17 protein-coding genes and 1 pseudogene are annotated in these 15,519 nt (G+C 65.0%); 13 read left to right on the top strand and 5 right to left on the bottom strand.

Annotated elements, in window-relative coordinates:
- Positions 1-130 precede the first annotated feature (130 nt).
- Genes HCU76_RS26915 through HCU76_RS26880 form a run of 8 tightly spaced genes read left to right on the top strand, consistent with a single transcriptional unit; the run spans position 131 to position 7,039 of the window.
- Positions 131-580, top strand: coding sequence for a hypothetical protein (locus HCU76_RS26915; RefSeq protein ID WP_213958942.1), 450 nt, complete (start codon positions 131-133; stop codon positions 578-580).
- A 3-nt stretch (positions 581-583) separates the two neighbouring features.
- Positions 584-946 carry a hypothetical protein gene (locus tag HCU76_RS26910; protein ID WP_213958941.1) on the top strand — a complete coding sequence of 121 codons (363 nt, stop codon included), beginning with the start codon at positions 584-586 and terminating at the stop codon, positions 944-946.
- A 31-nt stretch (positions 947-977) separates the two neighbouring features.
- A complete protein-coding gene (locus HCU76_RS26905; protein ID WP_213958940.1) occupies positions 978-1,949 on the top strand; it encodes a zinc-binding dehydrogenase in 972 nt (323 codons plus the stop codon).
- A gap of 18 nt (positions 1,950-1,967) precedes the next feature.
- Positions 1,968-2,771 carry a TauD/TfdA family dioxygenase gene (locus tag HCU76_RS26900; protein WP_213958939.1) on the top strand — a complete coding sequence of 268 codons (804 nt, stop codon included), beginning with the start codon at positions 1,968-1,970 and terminating at the stop codon, positions 2,769-2,771.
- Positions 2,768-3,847, top strand: a complete 1,080-nt coding sequence (locus tag HCU76_RS26895; RefSeq protein ID WP_213958938.1) for a phosphotransferase — start codon at positions 2,768-2,770, stop codon at positions 3,845-3,847. Before HCU76_RS26900 ends, HCU76_RS26895 begins: the two co-directional genes overlap by 4 nt.
- A gap of 18 nt (positions 3,848-3,865) precedes the next feature.
- Positions 3,866-5,044, top strand: coding sequence for an acyl-CoA dehydrogenase family protein (locus tag HCU76_RS26890; RefSeq protein WP_213958937.1), 1,179 nt, complete (start codon positions 3,866-3,868; stop codon positions 5,042-5,044).
- Complete coding sequence (locus HCU76_RS26885) at positions 5,038-5,790, top strand: SDR family NAD(P)-dependent oxidoreductase (RefSeq protein WP_213958936.1); 753 nt, start codon at positions 5,038-5,040, stop codon at positions 5,788-5,790. Before HCU76_RS26890 ends, HCU76_RS26885 begins: the two co-directional genes overlap by 7 nt.
- Before the next feature lie 31 nt (positions 5,791-5,821).
- Positions 5,822-7,039, top strand: coding sequence for a porin (locus HCU76_RS26880; RefSeq protein ID WP_213958935.1), 1,218 nt, complete (start codon positions 5,822-5,824; stop codon positions 7,037-7,039).
- Between the two features lie 143 nt (positions 7,040-7,182).
- Here the strand turns inward: HCU76_RS26880 and HCU76_RS26875 are convergent, their stop codons facing one another.
- The gene (locus tag HCU76_RS26875) at positions 7,183-7,899 is read right to left on the bottom strand and encodes an IS6 family transposase (RefSeq protein WP_213958934.1); all 717 of its coding nucleotides are present in this window, start codon (positions 7,897-7,899) and stop codon (positions 7,183-7,185) included.
- 35 nt (positions 7,900-7,934) lie between these two features.
- Between HCU76_RS26875 and HCU76_RS26870 the strand changes: the two are divergent.
- From HCU76_RS26870 to HCU76_RS26855, 4 genes and pseudogenes are all read left to right on the top strand, one after another.
- Positions 7,935-8,368 (top strand): annotated as a pseudogene (locus tag HCU76_RS26870) (transposase); the annotation flags it as partial.
- Positions 8,369-9,094: 726 nt separating this feature from the next.
- Positions 9,095-9,394 (top strand): hypothetical protein, encoded by a 300-nt coding sequence (locus tag HCU76_RS26865; protein WP_213958933.1) that lies wholly within the window; start codon positions 9,095-9,097, stop codon positions 9,392-9,394.
- Position 9,395: 1 nt separating this feature from the next.
- Positions 9,396-9,590, top strand: coding sequence for a hypothetical protein (locus HCU76_RS26860; RefSeq protein WP_213958932.1), 195 nt, complete (start codon positions 9,396-9,398; stop codon positions 9,588-9,590).
- Positions 9,591-9,756: 166 nt separating this feature from the next.
- Complete coding sequence (locus HCU76_RS26855) at positions 9,757-9,915, top strand: hypothetical protein (protein ID WP_213958931.1); 159 nt, start codon at positions 9,757-9,759, stop codon at positions 9,913-9,915.
- Between the two features lie 19 nt (positions 9,916-9,934).
- Here the strand turns inward: HCU76_RS26855 and HCU76_RS26850 are convergent, their stop codons facing one another.
- From HCU76_RS26850 to HCU76_RS26835, 4 genes are read right to left on the bottom strand one after another with little or no spacing between them, the layout of a single operon-like run.
- Positions 9,935-11,113: a 2-methylaconitate cis-trans isomerase PrpF family protein gene (locus HCU76_RS26850; protein WP_213958930.1), complete on the bottom strand. Its 1,179-nt coding sequence runs from the start codon at positions 11,111-11,113 to the stop codon at positions 9,935-9,937.
- A 1-nt stretch (position 11,114) separates the two neighbouring features.
- Positions 11,115-12,257, bottom strand: coding sequence for a TauD/TfdA family dioxygenase (locus tag HCU76_RS26845; protein ID WP_213958929.1), 1,143 nt, complete (start codon positions 12,255-12,257; stop codon positions 11,115-11,117).
- A 12-nt stretch (positions 12,258-12,269) separates the two neighbouring features.
- Positions 12,270-13,004, bottom strand: a complete 735-nt coding sequence (locus HCU76_RS26840; protein ID WP_213958928.1) for a Sua5/YciO/YrdC/YwlC family protein — start codon at positions 13,002-13,004, stop codon at positions 12,270-12,272.
- Between the two features lie 42 nt (positions 13,005-13,046).
- On the bottom strand, positions 13,047-14,501 hold the full coding sequence (locus HCU76_RS26835; RefSeq protein ID WP_213958927.1) for an MFS transporter: 1,455 nt from the start codon (positions 14,499-14,501) through the stop codon (positions 13,047-13,049).
- Between the two features lie 117 nt (positions 14,502-14,618).
- Here HCU76_RS26835 and HCU76_RS26830 point away from each other — a divergent pair, with 117 nt between their 5' ends.
- Complete coding sequence (locus HCU76_RS26830; RefSeq protein WP_256354485.1) at positions 14,619-15,401, top strand: GntR family transcriptional regulator; 783 nt, start codon at positions 14,619-14,621, stop codon at positions 15,399-15,401.
- Positions 15,402-15,519: the final 118 nt, after the last annotated feature.

The following is a 15,519-nucleotide window of genomic DNA, read 5'->3' as shown; positions in this document are numbered from 1 at the left end:
CTATAAGCAGTGCATCTCCACTGTGCAAGAAGGAACTTGAGAGAACTCCTAGGTAGTTGTCCTATATAGGACTTGTTGACTCGAACTCACACGCCAACTACAGTTGCCGCATCGTCGAAGGCAAACTCTCATGAAGATCTCAGGTCACTTGGACAAGATAAGGAAGCTCAACCAGCTGCGCGATCGGCTCGACCCGCTGGATGATTTCGAGCTGTGGTTCTGGGCGACCATGCTGTCGGGCACCCATGCGGTCAATGCCGCACTCCACCACTGCGGAGTGACGCAGCCGGTGGAGGCCTACGCAATGCAGCCGGGTGTCTATCTGATGCCGCAGGCCGATGGCGGCCTGGTGCCGCGGTTCGGTGCGCTGGGCGACATCCTGCACGTCGGGCGTCCGGTCATCGAGGCGCCGGTGCCCGAGGACGTCACCCAAATGATGCATGCGATGGAGCGCATCGAAGCGCACCGCGATCCCTGTGTGCGCGAAGGCTGCAAGCCAACGCGGGAGATCGTCGACGCATGCGAGCAGGCCTTCGCCGAATGCCTGGCCATCATGAACCACCGCTGTCCGTCGGAGTAAGGCATGAAGCCCCACGAACATGAAGAGGCAGCACTGCGCATCGAGAAATCCTTGCGCAAGTGCGGTCCGGAAGATCACGAAATCATCATCGAGGCGGCAATGCTCGCCGGCTCGCATTGGCTCAATGCCCATCTGCACCGGCTCGGCGCGACGCCGCCCGCGCAAGACGTCATGCACACCTACCTGCTCGTCGTGAACGAGTTGCGTCGGCTGAGCGTGGCCGACCCGCAGGCGGTCGCTGCGCTCGGTGCCATCGAAGACATGCGCCCTGCCTATGTGCGAGGCGCGCAGGCGGGCGGCAGAGAAGCTGCACAGCGGGCCCTGTCGCTGCTCGAATCGATTCGCGCCAGCACGCGCGCCGCGTGATGCCGGCAACCCACAGCACTCGGAGAAATTCATGAAAGCAGTCAGAGTCATTCCACACCCCGATGGGGGGCGCATCGAAGTGCAAGAGATCGCCAGGCCCACGGTCGGTCCCCGACAGGTGCTCGTGCGCGTACGCGCATCCGGGCTCAACCGGGGCGAAATCACACAGGCCAAGGACAAGCGCAGCGGCGACGCGATGACAGTCGGCGTGGAGTTCGCTGGCGAAGTCGCCGAAGTGGGCAGCGAAGTCACTGCATGGCGCGAGGGCGACCGTGTCATGGGACATGGTCGCGAGTGCCAGGCGCAGTACGTCCTTGCAGATCCGCTGGCCATCATGCCGGTGCCTTCGACGATCTCCTGGACCGAGGCGGCGTCGTTTCCTAATGCATTCATTACCGCGCACGATGCGGTAATCACCAATGGGCAGTTGCAGCCGGGCGAGTCGATCCTTGTCAACGGCGCATCCGGTGGCGTGGCCTGGGCAGCCTTGCAGATCGCGTCGCTGTGGCAGGCCCGCCCCGTCATGGCGATGTCCCGCTCGGCGGAAAAACTTGCGCGCCTCGCGGAGTTCGGCGTCGACGTGGGCATCGATTCGTCGCGTGAGTCGCAGGTCGAGAAGGTCATGTCCACAACCGAGAAGCGCGGCGTCGACGTAATCATCGACCTGGTCGGCGCACCGGTGTTCGAAGCCAACGTCAAGAGCATGGCGGTCGGCGGACGCTACGTGAACGTTGCCAGACTGGGCGGACGAGAAGCACAGCTCGACCTGGAACAGCTATGGCTCAAGCGCCTGAAGCTGATCGGCGTCACCTTCCGCACACGCTCCGAGCAGGAGCGACTCCAGTGCGTGCAGGCCTGCGCGCGCGACATGCTGCCCTTCCTGAAGGAGGGTCGCGTCCGCTGGGCCATCGACAGCAATTTTGCGCTGGACGACATCCATGCAGCTCACGCCTACATGATGCAAGCCCAACACTTCGGAAAGATCGTTCTGACCATTGATTGACACAGACCAGGAGACCAGATGACCAAGCTCAAAGTAACACCACTGACCGGCTCCATTGGCGCCAGCGTCGAAGGCGTCGACCTGAACGGTCCCATCGACGAGGCAACATTCGCCGAATTGCACGAAGCCTTCCTCGCGCATTGCGTGCTGATCTATCGCGGCCAGCAATTGACGCCGGCAGCCCAGGTCGAATTCGGCCGGCGCTGGGGCAAGCCGTTGAACACCAACCCGCTGCTCAAGCACCTGGACGGTCATCCCGAGATCGTGCAGGTCACCAAGATCCCCAAGGCGACCGCGTCGACCGAGGCATGGCACTACGACTCGTGCTACACGCCGGTCCCGCCGAAGATCTCGATCTTGTCGGCCGTGACCGTTCCCAACGGTGGTGACACCATGTGGTGCAATCAGTCCCTGGCCTACGAACGGCTGTCGCCCACGATGAAGCGCATGCTCGCAGGACTGCGCGTGAAGTTCGTCGGACTGCGCCTGGGCCGCATGATGGGCGCTGACGCGGCCAGCCTGCCGACCGCCGTGCATCCGCTGGTGCGCACCCATCCGGAGACCGGGCGCAAGGCGCTCTACGTGGGTCACCGCGAGACGGCGCAACTCATCGAGGGCATGACCGACGAGGAAAGCCGGCCGCTGCTGGACTTCCTGTACGAGCACTCGACGAACCCGGACAACGTCTATCGCCACATGTGGCAACAAGGCGATGTCGTGATGTGGGACAACCGATGCACCATGCACTACGCCATTCACGACTATGGCGAAGCCGAGCGGGTGCTCAACCGCATCACCATGGAAGGCGAAGCGCCGCAATGAAGCGCGACGATTGCGCGCTGGCGCCGGACGCCGAGCCCGTGCGAGAAGCCTTTCGCTTCGACGAGCAGCGCCTGACGCAATGGCTGCTTGCGAATGTCGATGACGACGTCGGAACGCCGCAGGTCAGCCAGTTCAAGGGCGGGCAATCGAACCCGACCTATCGTGTCGACACGGCTCGCTGCAGCTACGTGCTCCGGCGCAAGCCGCCAGGTGACCTGCTCAAGGGCGCCCATGCGATCGATCGGGAGTACCGCGCGCTGGCCGCCCTACGGGAAGTGGATTTTCCCGTGCCGTGGGTGCACGCCTTGTGCCTGGATCGCGGCGTGATCGGTACCGAGTTCTACGTGATGGATCACGTAGAAGGACGCGTGTTCTGGAATCCGCGCCTGCCGGAAGTGCCCGCTCCCGAGCGCGCGGCCTATTTCGATGCCATGAACGAAACGATCGCCTGCCTGCATGGCATTGATCCAGCAACGATCGGCCTGGCCGACTACGGCCGCGCGGGCGGGTATTTCGAGCGGCAGATCGCGCGCTGGTCCGGCCAGTATCGGGACGACGCACTTGCAGGCCGCGATCCGAACATGGACCGATTGGTCGAATGGCTGCCTCAGAATGTTCCCGCGGGCGACGAGACCGCGATCTCCCACGGCGACTTCCGCTGCGACAACATGATCTTCCACCCGACCGAACCGCGCGTCCTGGCGGTGCTGGATTGGGAACTCTCGACGCTGGGGCACCCTCTCGCGGATTTCAGTTATCACGCGATGATGTACCGGCTGCCGCCCTCGATCATGAACGGCCTGCTTGGCGAGGACCTTGCATTGCTCGGCCTGCCTTCGGAAGCCGACTACATCGCGGCCTACGCAAGGCGCACCGGGCGGAATGGCATTCCCGGCTACGCCTTCTACATCGCGTTCAACATGTTCCGCCTCGCGGCCATCCTGCATGGCATCAAGGGGCGCCTGCTGCGCGGGACCGCATCGTCTGCACGCGCCGTCGAAATGGCGACGAACGTCGAGCCGCTGGCGTTACTGGCGTGGCAACAGGCCGAGATCGCGACACGCGAAGCCGGCTGACTCTCAAACAACACATCCATGACTTCACACCTTCCTTCCGCCTGCGGCGCGGAGCTGGCGCAGCACGTCCTGCGCTTTGTGCGCGAAACCGTGATTCCCTACGAAAAAGACCCGCGCAACCACGGGCATGGTCCTTCCGAGGACCTCGTTCATGAATTGCGCGCCCATGCGCGCAATGCCGGCCTGCTGGCGCCGCAATTGCCTGCGGAATACGGCGGCCAAGGGCTCACACACCTGCAGACCGCTGCGGTCTTCCGCGCCGCGGGCTATTCGCCGCTCGGTCCGGTCGCGCTCAACATCATGGCGCCCGACGAAGGCAACATGCATCTGCTGGAGCGAGTCGCCACGCCCTCCCAGAAGGAGCGCTTCCTGCGCCCGCTGGCGGCGGGCGAGGTGCGCTCGGCCTTCCTGATGACGGAGCCTGATGGAGGCGCCGGTTCGGATCCCTCGATGCTCAAGACAGAGGCCGTGCGCGATGGCAACGACTGGCTGATCAGCGGCCGGAAGTGGTTGATCACCGGCGCTGTCGGTGCCGGCTTCGGCATCGTGATGGCCCGCACCGAAGAGCGCGCGACGATGTTCCTGGTCGATATGGCCAGTCCCGGCATCGCGATCGAGCGTGTGCTCGACACGATCGACAACTCGATGCCCGGCGGGCATGCCGTCATCGCCCTGGACCGCGTGCGCGTGCTGGCAAACCAGATCCTCGGCGAAGAAGGTCGAGGCTTCGACTACGCCCAGGTGCGGCTCGCGCCGGCGCGCCTGACGCACTGCATGCGCTGGTGGGGCACCGCGCGCCGCGCGCATGACATCGCCACGGACTATGCCTGTCGCCGCCATGCCTTCGGCAAGCCGTTGATCGATCACGAAGGCGTCGGATTCATGCTCGCCGACAACGAGATCGACCTGAAGCAGTCCGAACTGACGATTGACTGGTGTGCCGGTGTGCTCGACAGCGGGGCCAAGGGGACCCAGGAATCCAGCATGGCCAAGGTCGCCGTGTCCGAGGCGCTGTACCGGATCGCGGACCGATGCGTGCAGGTACTCGGCGGGCTGGGTGTCACCCGCGACTCGGTGGTGGAGCAGGCGTTTCGGGAAATCCGCGCCTTCCGCATCTACGACGGCCCCTCGGAAGTGCACCGCTGGTCGTTGGCCAAGGGCATCAAGCGCCGCGTGAAGGAACACGCGGCATGCTGAAAGCGGATCTGTCGGGCATCACGGTCCTGGTCACCGGCGCGTCGAGCGGGCTCGGTGCCCACTTCGCGCGCCTGCTGGCGCGTTCGGGAGCGAGCGTGGTGCTGGCGGCCCGGCGAGTTGCCGCGCTCGAGGCCTTGGTCGCCGAACTGAAGCAAGGCGGCGCCCAGGCCAAGGCGCTCGAACTCGATGTCAGTCAACCCGAGCAGGTTCGCGCGTGCATCCAGGCAATGCCCCGGCTGGACGTGCTGGTGAACAACGCAGGCGTCACCCTCACGCGCTCCTTCCTCGACCAAACCGATGAGGATTGGGACCGCGTGCTCGATACCAACCTGCGCGGCGCGGCGATGGTCGCGCAGGCCGCGGCACGGCGCATGAAAGCACTGGAGACGCGCGGATCGATCATCAACGTCGCGTCGATCCTCGGACTACGGCAGGCCGGCCACGTGTCCGCCTACGCCGTGTCGAAGGCGGCGCTGATCCAGCTCACCAAGTCGATGGCGCTGGAGCTCGCCCGCGAAGGCATCCGCGTCAACGCCCTGGCGCCGGGCTACTTCGACACGGAACTCAACCATGAGTTCTGGCAGGGCGATGCCGGCCAGGCATTGATCAAGCGCGTGCCGTCCAGGCGTCTCGGGCAACTCGAGGAACTGGACGGGCCGCTGCTCCTGCTCGCCTCCAATGCATCGCGCTACATGACAGGTACGGTTCTCGCCGTCGACGGTGGACATCTCGTCAGTTCGCTGTAGTGCGTATTTTTTAAACACGAGGAACCCCGCAATGAAAAAATCATTAGTTGGCTTGGCTGCTCTGACAGTGCTCGGGACGGCTTGCGCACAGTCGTCCGTGACCCTGTTCGGCGTGCTCGATGAATCGGTCAGCGGCTACCAGAACGTGTCGGAAACGCCCTTGGGCATTACCGCCAAGACAAGTCGCCAGGTGCTGGCGAGCAACGGATACAACCAGAGCCGTCTCGGTTTTCGCGGAACGGAGGACCTCGGCGGTGGGCTGGCCGCCACCTTCTGGCTCGAATCGGCAATCTTTCCCGACGACGGGACGATCGGTGGCAACGTGGCGAATTCAGCACCTGTCGTGCCAGGCTACTTCAACCGCCGCTCGACGGTGAGCCTGTCGGGCGGCTTCGGCGAAGTGCGCCTGGGTCGCGACTACACGCCTTCCTTCTGGAACGACCTCATCTTCGATCCCTTCAGTGCCAACGGCGTTGGCACCAACATCATTGCCACCGCCAACGGATTCAGCAGCAGCGGGGCCTCAGTCAGCGGTTTTCAGGCCAACAGCACCTACATTCGTGCCAGCAATTCGGTCGGCTATATCCTGCCCCCGAATCTGGGGGGGTTCTACGGCCAGGTGATGTACGCGTTCAATGAGCAAATCAAGTACGACCCGGGCATCACGACGCCGAGGGTCCTGAACAATTCGCGCGCGGGCGGATATTGGGGCGGTCGCTTCGGCTATGCCAACAATGCGTTGGACGTGGCCGCTGCGTACGGGGAGAGCACGATTGCTGACTCCTACTTCGCAGGTCTTACGACCAGGCTCGATACCTTCAATCTCGGCGGCTCGTATGACTTTGGCCTCCTGAAGTTATTCGGGGAGTTTTCTAAAGCCAGGCTGAAGACCGACAACGACGGAATCGTACCGGTCGGCACTATCAACGCGTCGCCGCGCGCGACCGGCTATCTGCTCGGCGCAACAGTTCCCATCGGCCCCGGTCTTATCCGAGCCGCCTACTCGCAGGTGAAGATCGATCCGAACCGGGTCATCCAACAACTCACCGGCGAGCCGACGGCCAGCAAGTGGGCGGTGGGCTATGTGTACAACCTGTCGAAGCGCACGGCCCTCTACGCCACCTACGCGCAACTCAGCAACAAGAACGGCTACGACCTCGCCGTTGGCAGCGTGCCGTTTGTCTCGGGTGGCACGCTTCAGGCCAAGTCGTCTCGAGGGTATGACCTCGGGCTGCGTCACGCTTTCTGATGCAGATGACTCTGTCAGGACGCAACGCAGTGCGCAACAAACCGCTATGGGTTGGCAGAGAAGCGCTTTCGGCGATGGTCGAGGGGGGGCTCTGTCGCAATAAGGACGTCGTGGCGAACGAAGGCCGACGCGCGGCACTGGTATCAGAAGGCGAGGCTATAGAACTGCTCAGCAGCGGACACGACCTGGCCTTCGGGGCGGGCCAGTTGCCCCTTCTTGATCATGTGCATAGATTCGATGCCTGCAATGATCTTCGTGGCCGACCGGAACGACTTGAAACCCATCATCGGCCGCGTTCGCCTCTTGATGGCCCGGTGATCCTGCTCGACAACGTTGTTCAGGTACTTGGACTGCCGCAGTTGGATGGCCGCGCCGCTGTCGGCAATCAGACCGCGAACGGCTGCAGTGTTCGCGCCGCTCTTGTCGATCGTGATGCTTGCGGGCACATCATGTAGGTCGATCGCGCGCTCGAAGAAGCGCCGGGCTGCAGCCACGTCGCGGTGTGCAGTCAACAGGAAATCCACGGTCTGCCCGAGCTTGTCGACTCCACGGTACAAGTACTTCCACTGGCCGCCCACCAGCACGTAGGTCTCGTCAACGCGCCAGGATGCACCGACCGGCAGCTTGCGCCGGCGCAGCACCGCCGCCAACCCCGGCAACATCTTCATCGCCCAGCGATGCACTGTGGCGTGATCGACCAGCACACCACGCTCGGCCATCATCTCTTCGATGTGGCGCAGACTCAATGGGTAGGCCGCGTACCAGCGTACGCAGACCAGCATCACTTCCAGCGGAAAGTGCAGCCGCTTGATCACGCGGCGCAGCGTCGAATTCGCCAACTGGATGTGCAGCGGGACCATGGGGACATTCTCGCCGGTCGGCCTACTGCGACAGAACCGTGCTGGCCTACCTGTCTCGCTACACCCACCGGGTGGCGATCTCCAACAGCCGCCTGCTTGCGCTGGACGAGCGCGGCGTGAGCTTCCGGTGGAAGGACTACCGCGCCAAGGGCAAGACGCGCTACAAGGCCATGACGCTGTCGCCCCAGGAGTTCATGCGCCGGTTCCTGCTGCATGTGCTGCCCGGTGGCTTCCATCGATTCGCCATTACGGGTTATTGGCCAATGGCTCGCGCAAGGCGAGTCTGGCGGCAGCGCGCGAACTCTTGCATGCGGTGCCAGTGCCAACCGAGATGGACAACAGCACCGAAGTCGCTACAGATCTTCACTCCGTACGTCCCACCTTCATCTGCCGACACTGCGGCCACGTCATGGTCATCGTGCAGACCTTTGCTCAGAGTGCGCCGATCCGCGCACCCCCACCGCCATGACCGGCTCTACATCCCAACTGGACTCGGTGCCGATGAGCGGTGCGCTCGTCAGCGGGGTCAACGCGTGCCGCCACCAGCCATCAGTTCAATGCAGCCGCTGGCGCGCATTGCAGCATGCGCGGCGTAGCACTGCGAAGGATCAATCCGGACAAGCTGGGTATGCGCATATCGGTCACCCGCAGCCAAGGACCAACCCGCGCACGCCCGAATCCCCATAGCTTCCACGCCCTGAACACGCGCGCTGGGCTTGCCTCCGCGGTTTCCTCCCTCGAGGCTTGTGCGACACCTGCCCTACGGTCGTGTCGTGCATCACTTGCGCCAGTCTCCGGGCAGGTATCCCACAACCCTAAACACAACCGGGCGTTAGCAAGCCATACAACCGCCGACATGGCGGCCGGTGACACGGGCCTGAACACGACGCGCAACAGCAAGCCCGCCGCCGCATCGAGCGACTGGCCGAGCTTGGCGATCGAGCCGTCTGCGGCGCAGCAATGGCGCAACGGCGACCACTGCCAAAGGTTGTCCCGTACCTACACCCGGAGGCAGGTGGACAATCGCTAGCATGACATGTTTCGCTGTTGAGGCTGCCTCGCCGTCGGGACCGATCCGCACGGCGAAACTCGACGGCCCGTATGCGCCTGGCAGCAAATCCCGGCTCGGCGCTTGACGCAGGAGCTTGATGTCCATACCATGTCCATGTACATGAGATCAACCAGGAGCAGGATCATGGCAACTGCCGTCGAGCGAATCGTGGTGCAGACCACACCGCAGGATAAGCGAGCGATCGCGGCCAAGGCAAAGCGGCTGGACCTGCCGGTCTCCGAATTGATGAGACGCGGCGCCTTCGCGTACGAAGCGTCGGAGTCCGACGCAGATCTGGGTACGCTTGCAGATGCAGCCAAGGCCGCAGCCGATCGCGCGGGCCGGGCGATTGATGATGCGCTCGACTTCATCGCTGCGAGCAACCAGCGCATCGCCGCCATGGAAGCAAAGGCGTCCAAGACTGCGCAACGCAAGGTCGCGTGAGATGGGGATCACCGACAGGGTCTGGGGCGCGCTGACGTCGATGGTGAAGCTCGAGGACAAGGTGAATCGCCAAGCGGAGGCGATGAAATCTCAGCAGCAGAAGATCGAGGACTTGACCGGGCGAGTCATTCGCCTGGAGGCGCAACTGGAATTGCTCACCGGCGCGGCGTTCGTCAAGAGGCTCAAGGGCGAATGAGCCGTTTCGTTGGCCAGCGATGCTACCCGGTCGGCGTGTGCCCCCCGCCGCAGGGCCGCGTTCGGAGGAGGAAGTCCAGGGCATGTGAGGTTAGGTACCCATCCCGTCAGCGCCAAGAAGCGAGCGGCTGCGCTGCCGGAAGGCGGCGAGCCTCGGTACTCCGGACGTGCCGCTGCCTTTCTCCGCGCTGAAGGCCAAATTCATGGCCAATGCGACGCGCGCGATCCGGCCCGAGGAGGCCGAACGGATCGTCGAGCGGGTGATGGCGCTGGAGAGTGCAGACTCGCTGGACGAGATCGTGGCGCTCTGCGTGCTGGCGCCGTAGGACTGTCCGGGGCAGAGGCTCAGTCGATCGGAACGTAGACCTCGCCCGCCATCAGGCGCCGCGCCGTACGGGCCAGCCCGAGCGCCCGGTAGCGCGTCTCGGCCGCACTGGCGCCGGGCTCGGCCTCCACCCGCACCGACATGACGCCGAGCGGATGGCCGATCCGCAGCGACTCGCTCGCGATGTTGGCGCTGTCAATATGCCGTTGCACCACCGACCCCGGGATGCGCGACGCTGCCGCCGTGCATATCGATCCGGTCCCGGCCATGCTGTCGTGGCACTTGCCCAGAAAGACCAGGCGCGCGCGGAGGCTCATCGACTTGGCCGGCTGGATCTGACTGTTGGCGTCGATGTAGTCGGCCGGCGGTGCCACGATCACCATCAGCGGCAGGCCGGGCCGGTCGATCTTCGTCCAGTCGGCCCAGAAGCCCAGCCGCTCGCCGACCTTGGCCTGGATCTCGGAGATGGTGGCGACGAGCACCGCGTTCTCCGAGATCGCCGGCGCCAGTTCGCTGCCGCTCAGACCCAGATCGGCGGCGGCGACGAAGACGCACGGGTTCGCCACGTCGCAGACCGTGGACTCGACCACCCGCCCGTCCTGCAGCGCGATGCGGTCGATAACCTCGCCGGTCGGCAGCAGGCGGCCGGTCGCGGCACCGACGGTGCCGGTGTAGTCCATGAGGATCTCGGCACCGCTGCCCGGAACGCCGGGAATGCGGCAGTCGCCCGCCACGCGCGCCTTGCCGTTCGCGACTTGCACCTTCGCGACCAGGTGTTTCTTGGTGTTGGTGTTCCAGATCCGGACCGTCGTCACCGGCGCGACCGCCTCGACCAGCCCTTCGTCGATCGAGAACGGCCCGACCGCCGACGAGATGTTGCCGCAATTGCCGTCATAGCCGATGCCGTCGCGATCGACGTCGATCTGACCGAAGGTGTAGTCGACGTCGGCATCGTCGCGAGCCGAACGCCGGATGATCGCGACCTTCGACGTCACCAGGCGCGCGCCGCCGAGGCCGTCGATCTGCATCACGTCGGGCGTGCCCATCGCCCGCTTCAGCAACCGGTCGCGGGCGCTGCCGGGCGCCGGAAGATCGCGCTCATGGAAGAACAACGCTTTGCTGGTGCCGCCACGCATCAGCACGCAGCGCACGGCTGTCTGTTGTTCGGAATCGAGGACTCCGTCGGTCTCGCCGGCCATGTCAGAGCCCCATCCCCTGCGGATCGAAGCGCATGCCCATCGCCTCGGCCTGCGCCGAGTCAAAGCGCTGGCAGGCGTCGTCGTAGTGATGCCCCTCGATGCCGCCGCGCACGATGCCGGGCTCGATCGCGCCCCAGAAGGCGGCCAGCGAAGGCGGCAGCGGCGGCGCGTCGGGCATCGACAGCCAGAGGCGGTAGAGCGTGCGCTTCTTGTCCTCGGCCTCGTCGTCGCGGAACTCGGTGCGTGAATGGAGCGCCGTGTGATTGCTCAGCAACTGCAGGTCGCCGGCTTCCAGACGCATGAGGTACATCAGATTCGGACGGCGCAGGATCTCGTCGAGGGAGTCCATCGCCTCGTGCTGCGTGGCGCTGATCTCGGGCGCGTTCGGCAGCCTGGCGCCGTTGATCACGCGATTGCGGTTCCAGCCGCAGAAGACGTTGTCGCCGCGCAGGTCGTAGATCGGCGTCTGGCGGAACGCGACCTCGCCCTCTTTCTGCTCGCCCTGACGACTGAACGGGAACGGCTCGCGCAGCACCTCGGCCAGATCGGGCCGCTCGATCAGCAGCTGCCGATAGGCGGCGACGGAACTGGTGCACATGCTGTCGCCGCCCTCGGGCGCCTGGTTGTAGCAGCTGAGCGCGACGATGTCGGCGCCGTCGATATGGAAATCGAGTTGCGCGCGCGACGAATAGCCGCGCCCGGTCGGGCTCCGGTAATCGGCCCCGACGTCCTTGACCATGTTGATGTACCGACTCAGCTTGTCCTGCGGCCGCGCGACGCCGACGTGCAGGCCAATGGCCCAGGTCAGCAGCTCGAACTCTTCGGGCGACACGCCCTCGCGCGGCAGGCCCTTGACCAGTGCGACGCCGCGGCCGTTGAGCGCGTCCTCGAAGGCGCGCTTCAGCTTGGCGAGCACGCGCGACCCGAAAGGAAAGTCACGCCGCCGATAGTCGAGCAGCGGCTGTCCGGGCCGATGGCCGGCGCGCAGCACGGTCAGCAGGTCGGCGCGGTCCTCGGCATCGAGCGGGTGGATCCAGCGTGCATCGATGGTGAGGTCGTGCACAGTCCAGGCCGAGGCATCGCGCCCCGGCGGGCGCTTGCCGGCAGCAGGGTCTTGCGCCTTGGAAATCGTACCGGTGGTCATGTGTCTTCCTGTCTATTCGACGTCCTTGAGCGCGAACTCGTTCAAGTGGCCGGACGGCAGTGCATCCACGCCCGGATCGGGCGGCAACTCGACGTCGAACCAGCGCTTGAGCACGCCGGAGATGAGCTCGTAGCAGGCGCCGATGCGCACCACCTGCATGGTGTCGAAGTTGATCAACGTGCCCGCACGGCGATAGATGTGATAGCGCCGCAGGCCGTAGTCGACGGTGACGTCTGCGATCCGCTTCAACTCGTCAGGAATGTCCTGGACCCGGAAGCGCGTGCCGGTGCCCGTAAGGTTGGCCGAAGAGCCGAACAGCGGCACGACCTCTTCGCGGCTCAGTCGGCACAGTTCGGCATGAAATGCGCCGGCGTTGAGCAAGGTGCCGATCGTCCCTACCGCGGTGCTGGCGCGCACCGCGTCGGCATCGAGCTTGCGCAAGAGCGGATGGTCGGCACGGAAGCTGCCGATGACGCCGAGCGGCAGGTCGTGGTCGACCACGATGGCCTCGACCATCTGCTGGGCGCGGCGGTCGAGCGTGTGCAGCTCGCGCTGTGTCTCGAGGTCGGCCGCCATCGCGTTGCGCTTGTGGCCGCCACGGCGCTTGGTGTCGTAGATGCGCCGCAGCGGGTCCATCGAGGCGCCGCACATCGCATAGCCGGTGTCGTTCGGCACGATCGCGATGCCGCCCTGCTTGATGGCATCCATGGTGCGGCGGGCGTCGCCGGCGATGTCGAGTCTTGTCATGGGAAATCCTTTTCCTTTTCTTTCCGGAGGGTTGGCGAAGGGTCAATGACCGGCGAACGGTGTGTCGAGCGAACGGCCCGTCGTCTCCAGGCCGAGGAATCCGACGATCACGGCCTGCGCCAGCAACAAGGCGACGATCGTGTAAGTGACCGCGTTGACCCCGCCGAAGGCAAACAGCGCGGCGACGGCCTGCGGCGCGACGATCGATGCGGCGCGCCCGGCGACGCTCGAGATGCCGGTGCCGCGCAACCGCAGTTCGGTCGGGAACAGCTCCGGCACATAGGTCGAGAAGCCGACGGTCGAACCGAAGTACATGGCCGCGATCAGGCAGACGCCGACGGCGGTGGTTGCGTTGAGCGAACCGGCATTGGCATACCACCAGCCGAAGACCGCCGCCACCACCGCTGCGCTGGCGATCCACTTGCGGCGGCTCCAACGGTCGGCGATGAATCCGGCCAGCAAGACACCGACCAGGCTGCCGGCGGAAATCAAGGTCGTGTGGCCGAGCGACGCGCCGACCGACAAGCCCTGCTTCATCAAGAAGGTCGGCAGCCAGATGATGAAGCCGTAGAGCGCGCTGAGCGCCACGATGTTCAACACGATGCCGAGGATGGTCGAGCGCAGGATCGGCGGCCTGAAGAGATCGCTGGCGCGGAAGCTGGTCGGTGCCAGCACCGCGGCCCGTGCCGGTATCGGCAGCGGTCGGCCGGTTTCACGAATGACCTCGGCCTCGATCTCGTCGACGATACGGCTCGCTTCGACGAGGCGTCCGACCGACTCCAGCCAGCGTGGCGACTCCGGCATCTTCTTGCGCATGATCCACACGCACAGCCCGCCCAGCCCCGCAATGGCGAACATCCACCGCCAGCCGAGAGTCGGGATGACGAGGTAGGCGATCGCGTTCGAGGCCAGCAGCGAGGCCGTGGCGAGGAAGAACAGCACCGCGCCCCAGCGCCCGCGCGAACGCGGCGGAACGAATTCCGAGATGGTCGCGTAGCCGACCACGATCTCGGCGCCGAGCCCGATGCCCATCAGGAAGCGCAGCGCGATCAGCCAGTTCATCGACGGCACGAAGGCCGCGGCGAGCGATGTGATGCCGAACAGCGCCAGGTTGAACTGGAAGGTGAACTTGCGGCCGAAGCGGTCGCCGAGCCAGCCCGACATGAAGGCACCGATCAACGTGCCGACGGCGCCTGCGGAAGCGAAGTAGGCGTTCGACTGCATGTCCGACCAGCCGATCGACGCCAGCGCGACCATGACGCCGCTCGCCATGTACAGATCGAAGCCGTCGAAAAACAGGCCGAGCCCGATCATGGCCGCCATGCGCCGATGGAAGCGTGTCTCCGGCAGGCGGTCGAGGCGCTGCGCCGCGGTGAATTCGGACCCGGTCCCGCCGCGCGCAGTCGAGATCGGAACGCCTCCTGGAACGGCGCCGGCGCCGGCGGCGGGGGTCGCGGTTGGCGCGCTTTCGCGCAGGGCTGCTGCTGCGGACTTCATCGGCTTGTCTCCTGATGGACCAATTTCGGTGGATCCCTAACTTGGTATGTGTACATTACAACATGACCATGAATCGGCTGGCAAGACCATTCGGCTTTGCTGGCACACTTGCCGTCGATGACGACAAGAGCGATCAAGCTGACTGCCAACGGCACCGTGCTGCATCGGCAGCTTTTCGTCCTGCTCAAGGAGCAGATCGTTTCCGGCCGCCTGCGCAATGGCGACAAGCTGCCGACGCAGGACGCGCTCTGTACCCAGTTCTCGGTGTCGCGAATCACGGTGCGCCGCGCGCTCACCGACCTGGAAGCCGAAGGCCTGGTGCGCAACGAACAAGGCGCCGGCGCTTTCGTGACGGCCGAGCAACCGGCGCCGAACCAGCTGCTTAATCTCGGATTCGTCGACGATCTGCGCCGGCAGTCGGCCGAGACCACGGTGAAGGTGCTTTCGCTCGACCATCAGCGCTGCCCCTACACGGTTGCGCAGGCGCTGCGCATCGACACTTCCGCGAGCGCCCTCCACGTGGTGCGCGTGCGCTCCAGATCACGCCTGCCGGTCATGCTGCTGGATGCCTGGATCCCTCAGGAGGTGGCGGCTTCGGTCACGCGCGAGGCTCTGCGCTCACGCCCGCTCTATGAGTTGATCGCCGGTGGCGACAATCTGGGCCGCGTCGTTCAACAGGTGAATGCCGCGCTGGCCGATCCGGTCGTCGCCGCGGCGCTGCAGGTCGAAGTGAATTCGGCGGTGCTGAAGGTCGAGCGCCTGCTGCACCGCCGGGACGACGTTCCCATACAGTTCATGACGGTCTGGTCGACGCCACAGCGAACCCGTCTGGTGATGGATGTCGATGCCGAGCACATCGACGGGCTCAACGCCGGCCTGCTGCTGCACGACGTCGCCTGAGCGCCCGCGCCCCGCGACCGACAACTTCGCGGTCGGCTGAAAGAGCGGGCGTCCGAGCTGTTGGAGGAGCACGAAACACGGGAGCGTCGTGCCCTTGAGCAGATGGAGCGCATCCACG

This window comes from Variovorax sp. dw_308 (assembly GCF_019207085.1).
In the GTDB taxonomy this organism is placed as follows: domain Bacteria; phylum Pseudomonadota; class Gammaproteobacteria; order Burkholderiales; family Burkholderiaceae_C; genus Variovorax.
Note: the sequence above shows the minus strand (reverse complement) of the source record. Positions and strands in the feature narration are given on the sequence as shown.

What these genes read in the sequence shown, in the direction of transcription:
- HCU76_RS26915 (WP_213958942.1), top strand. Translation starts at nt 131, where the DNA reads ATGAAGATCTCAGGTCACTTGGACAAGATAAGGAAGCTCAACCAGCTG.
- HCU76_RS26910 (WP_213958941.1), top strand. Translation starts at nt 584, where the DNA reads ATGAAGCCCCACGAACATGAAGAGGCAGCACTGCGCATCGAGAAATCC.
- HCU76_RS26905 (WP_213958940.1), top strand. Translation starts at nt 978, where the DNA reads ATGAAAGCAGTCAGAGTCATTCCACACCCCGATGGGGGGCGCATCGAA.
- HCU76_RS26900 (WP_213958939.1), top strand. Translation starts at nt 1,968, where the DNA reads ATGACCAAGCTCAAAGTAACACCACTGACCGGCTCCATTGGCGCCAGC.
- HCU76_RS26895 (WP_213958938.1), top strand. Translation starts at nt 2,768, where the DNA reads ATGAAGCGCGACGATTGCGCGCTGGCGCCGGACGCCGAGCCCGTGCGA.
- HCU76_RS26890 (WP_213958937.1), top strand. Translation starts at nt 3,866, where the DNA reads ATGACTTCACACCTTCCTTCCGCCTGCGGCGCGGAGCTGGCGCAGCAC.
- HCU76_RS26885 (WP_213958936.1), top strand. Translation starts at nt 5,038, where the DNA reads ATGCTGAAAGCGGATCTGTCGGGCATCACGGTCCTGGTCACCGGCGCG.
- HCU76_RS26880 (WP_213958935.1), top strand. Translation starts at nt 5,822, where the DNA reads ATGAAAAAATCATTAGTTGGCTTGGCTGCTCTGACAGTGCTCGGGACG.
- HCU76_RS26875 (WP_213958934.1), bottom strand. Translation starts at nt 7,899, where the DNA reads ATGGTCCCGCTGCACATCCAGTTGGCGAATTCGACGCTGCGCCGCGTG.
- HCU76_RS26865 (WP_213958933.1), top strand. Translation starts at nt 9,095, where the DNA reads ATGGCAACTGCCGTCGAGCGAATCGTGGTGCAGACCACACCGCAGGAT.
- HCU76_RS26860 (WP_213958932.1), top strand. Translation starts at nt 9,396, where the DNA reads ATGGGGATCACCGACAGGGTCTGGGGCGCGCTGACGTCGATGGTGAAG.
- HCU76_RS26850 (WP_213958930.1), bottom strand. Translation starts at nt 11,113, where the DNA reads ATGGCCGGCGAGACCGACGGAGTCCTCGATTCCGAACAACAGACAGCC.
- HCU76_RS26845 (WP_213958929.1), bottom strand. Translation starts at nt 12,257, where the DNA reads ATGACCACCGGTACGATTTCCAAGGCGCAAGACCCTGCTGCCGGCAAG.
- HCU76_RS26840 (WP_213958928.1), bottom strand. Translation starts at nt 13,004, where the DNA reads ATGACAAGACTCGACATCGCCGGCGACGCCCGCCGCACCATGGATGCC.
- HCU76_RS26835 (WP_213958927.1), bottom strand. Translation starts at nt 14,501, where the DNA reads ATGAAGTCCGCAGCAGCAGCCCTGCGCGAAAGCGCGCCAACCGCGACC.
- HCU76_RS26830 (WP_256354485.1), top strand. Translation starts at nt 14,619, where the DNA reads ATGACGACAAGAGCGATCAAGCTGACTGCCAACGGCACCGTGCTGCAT.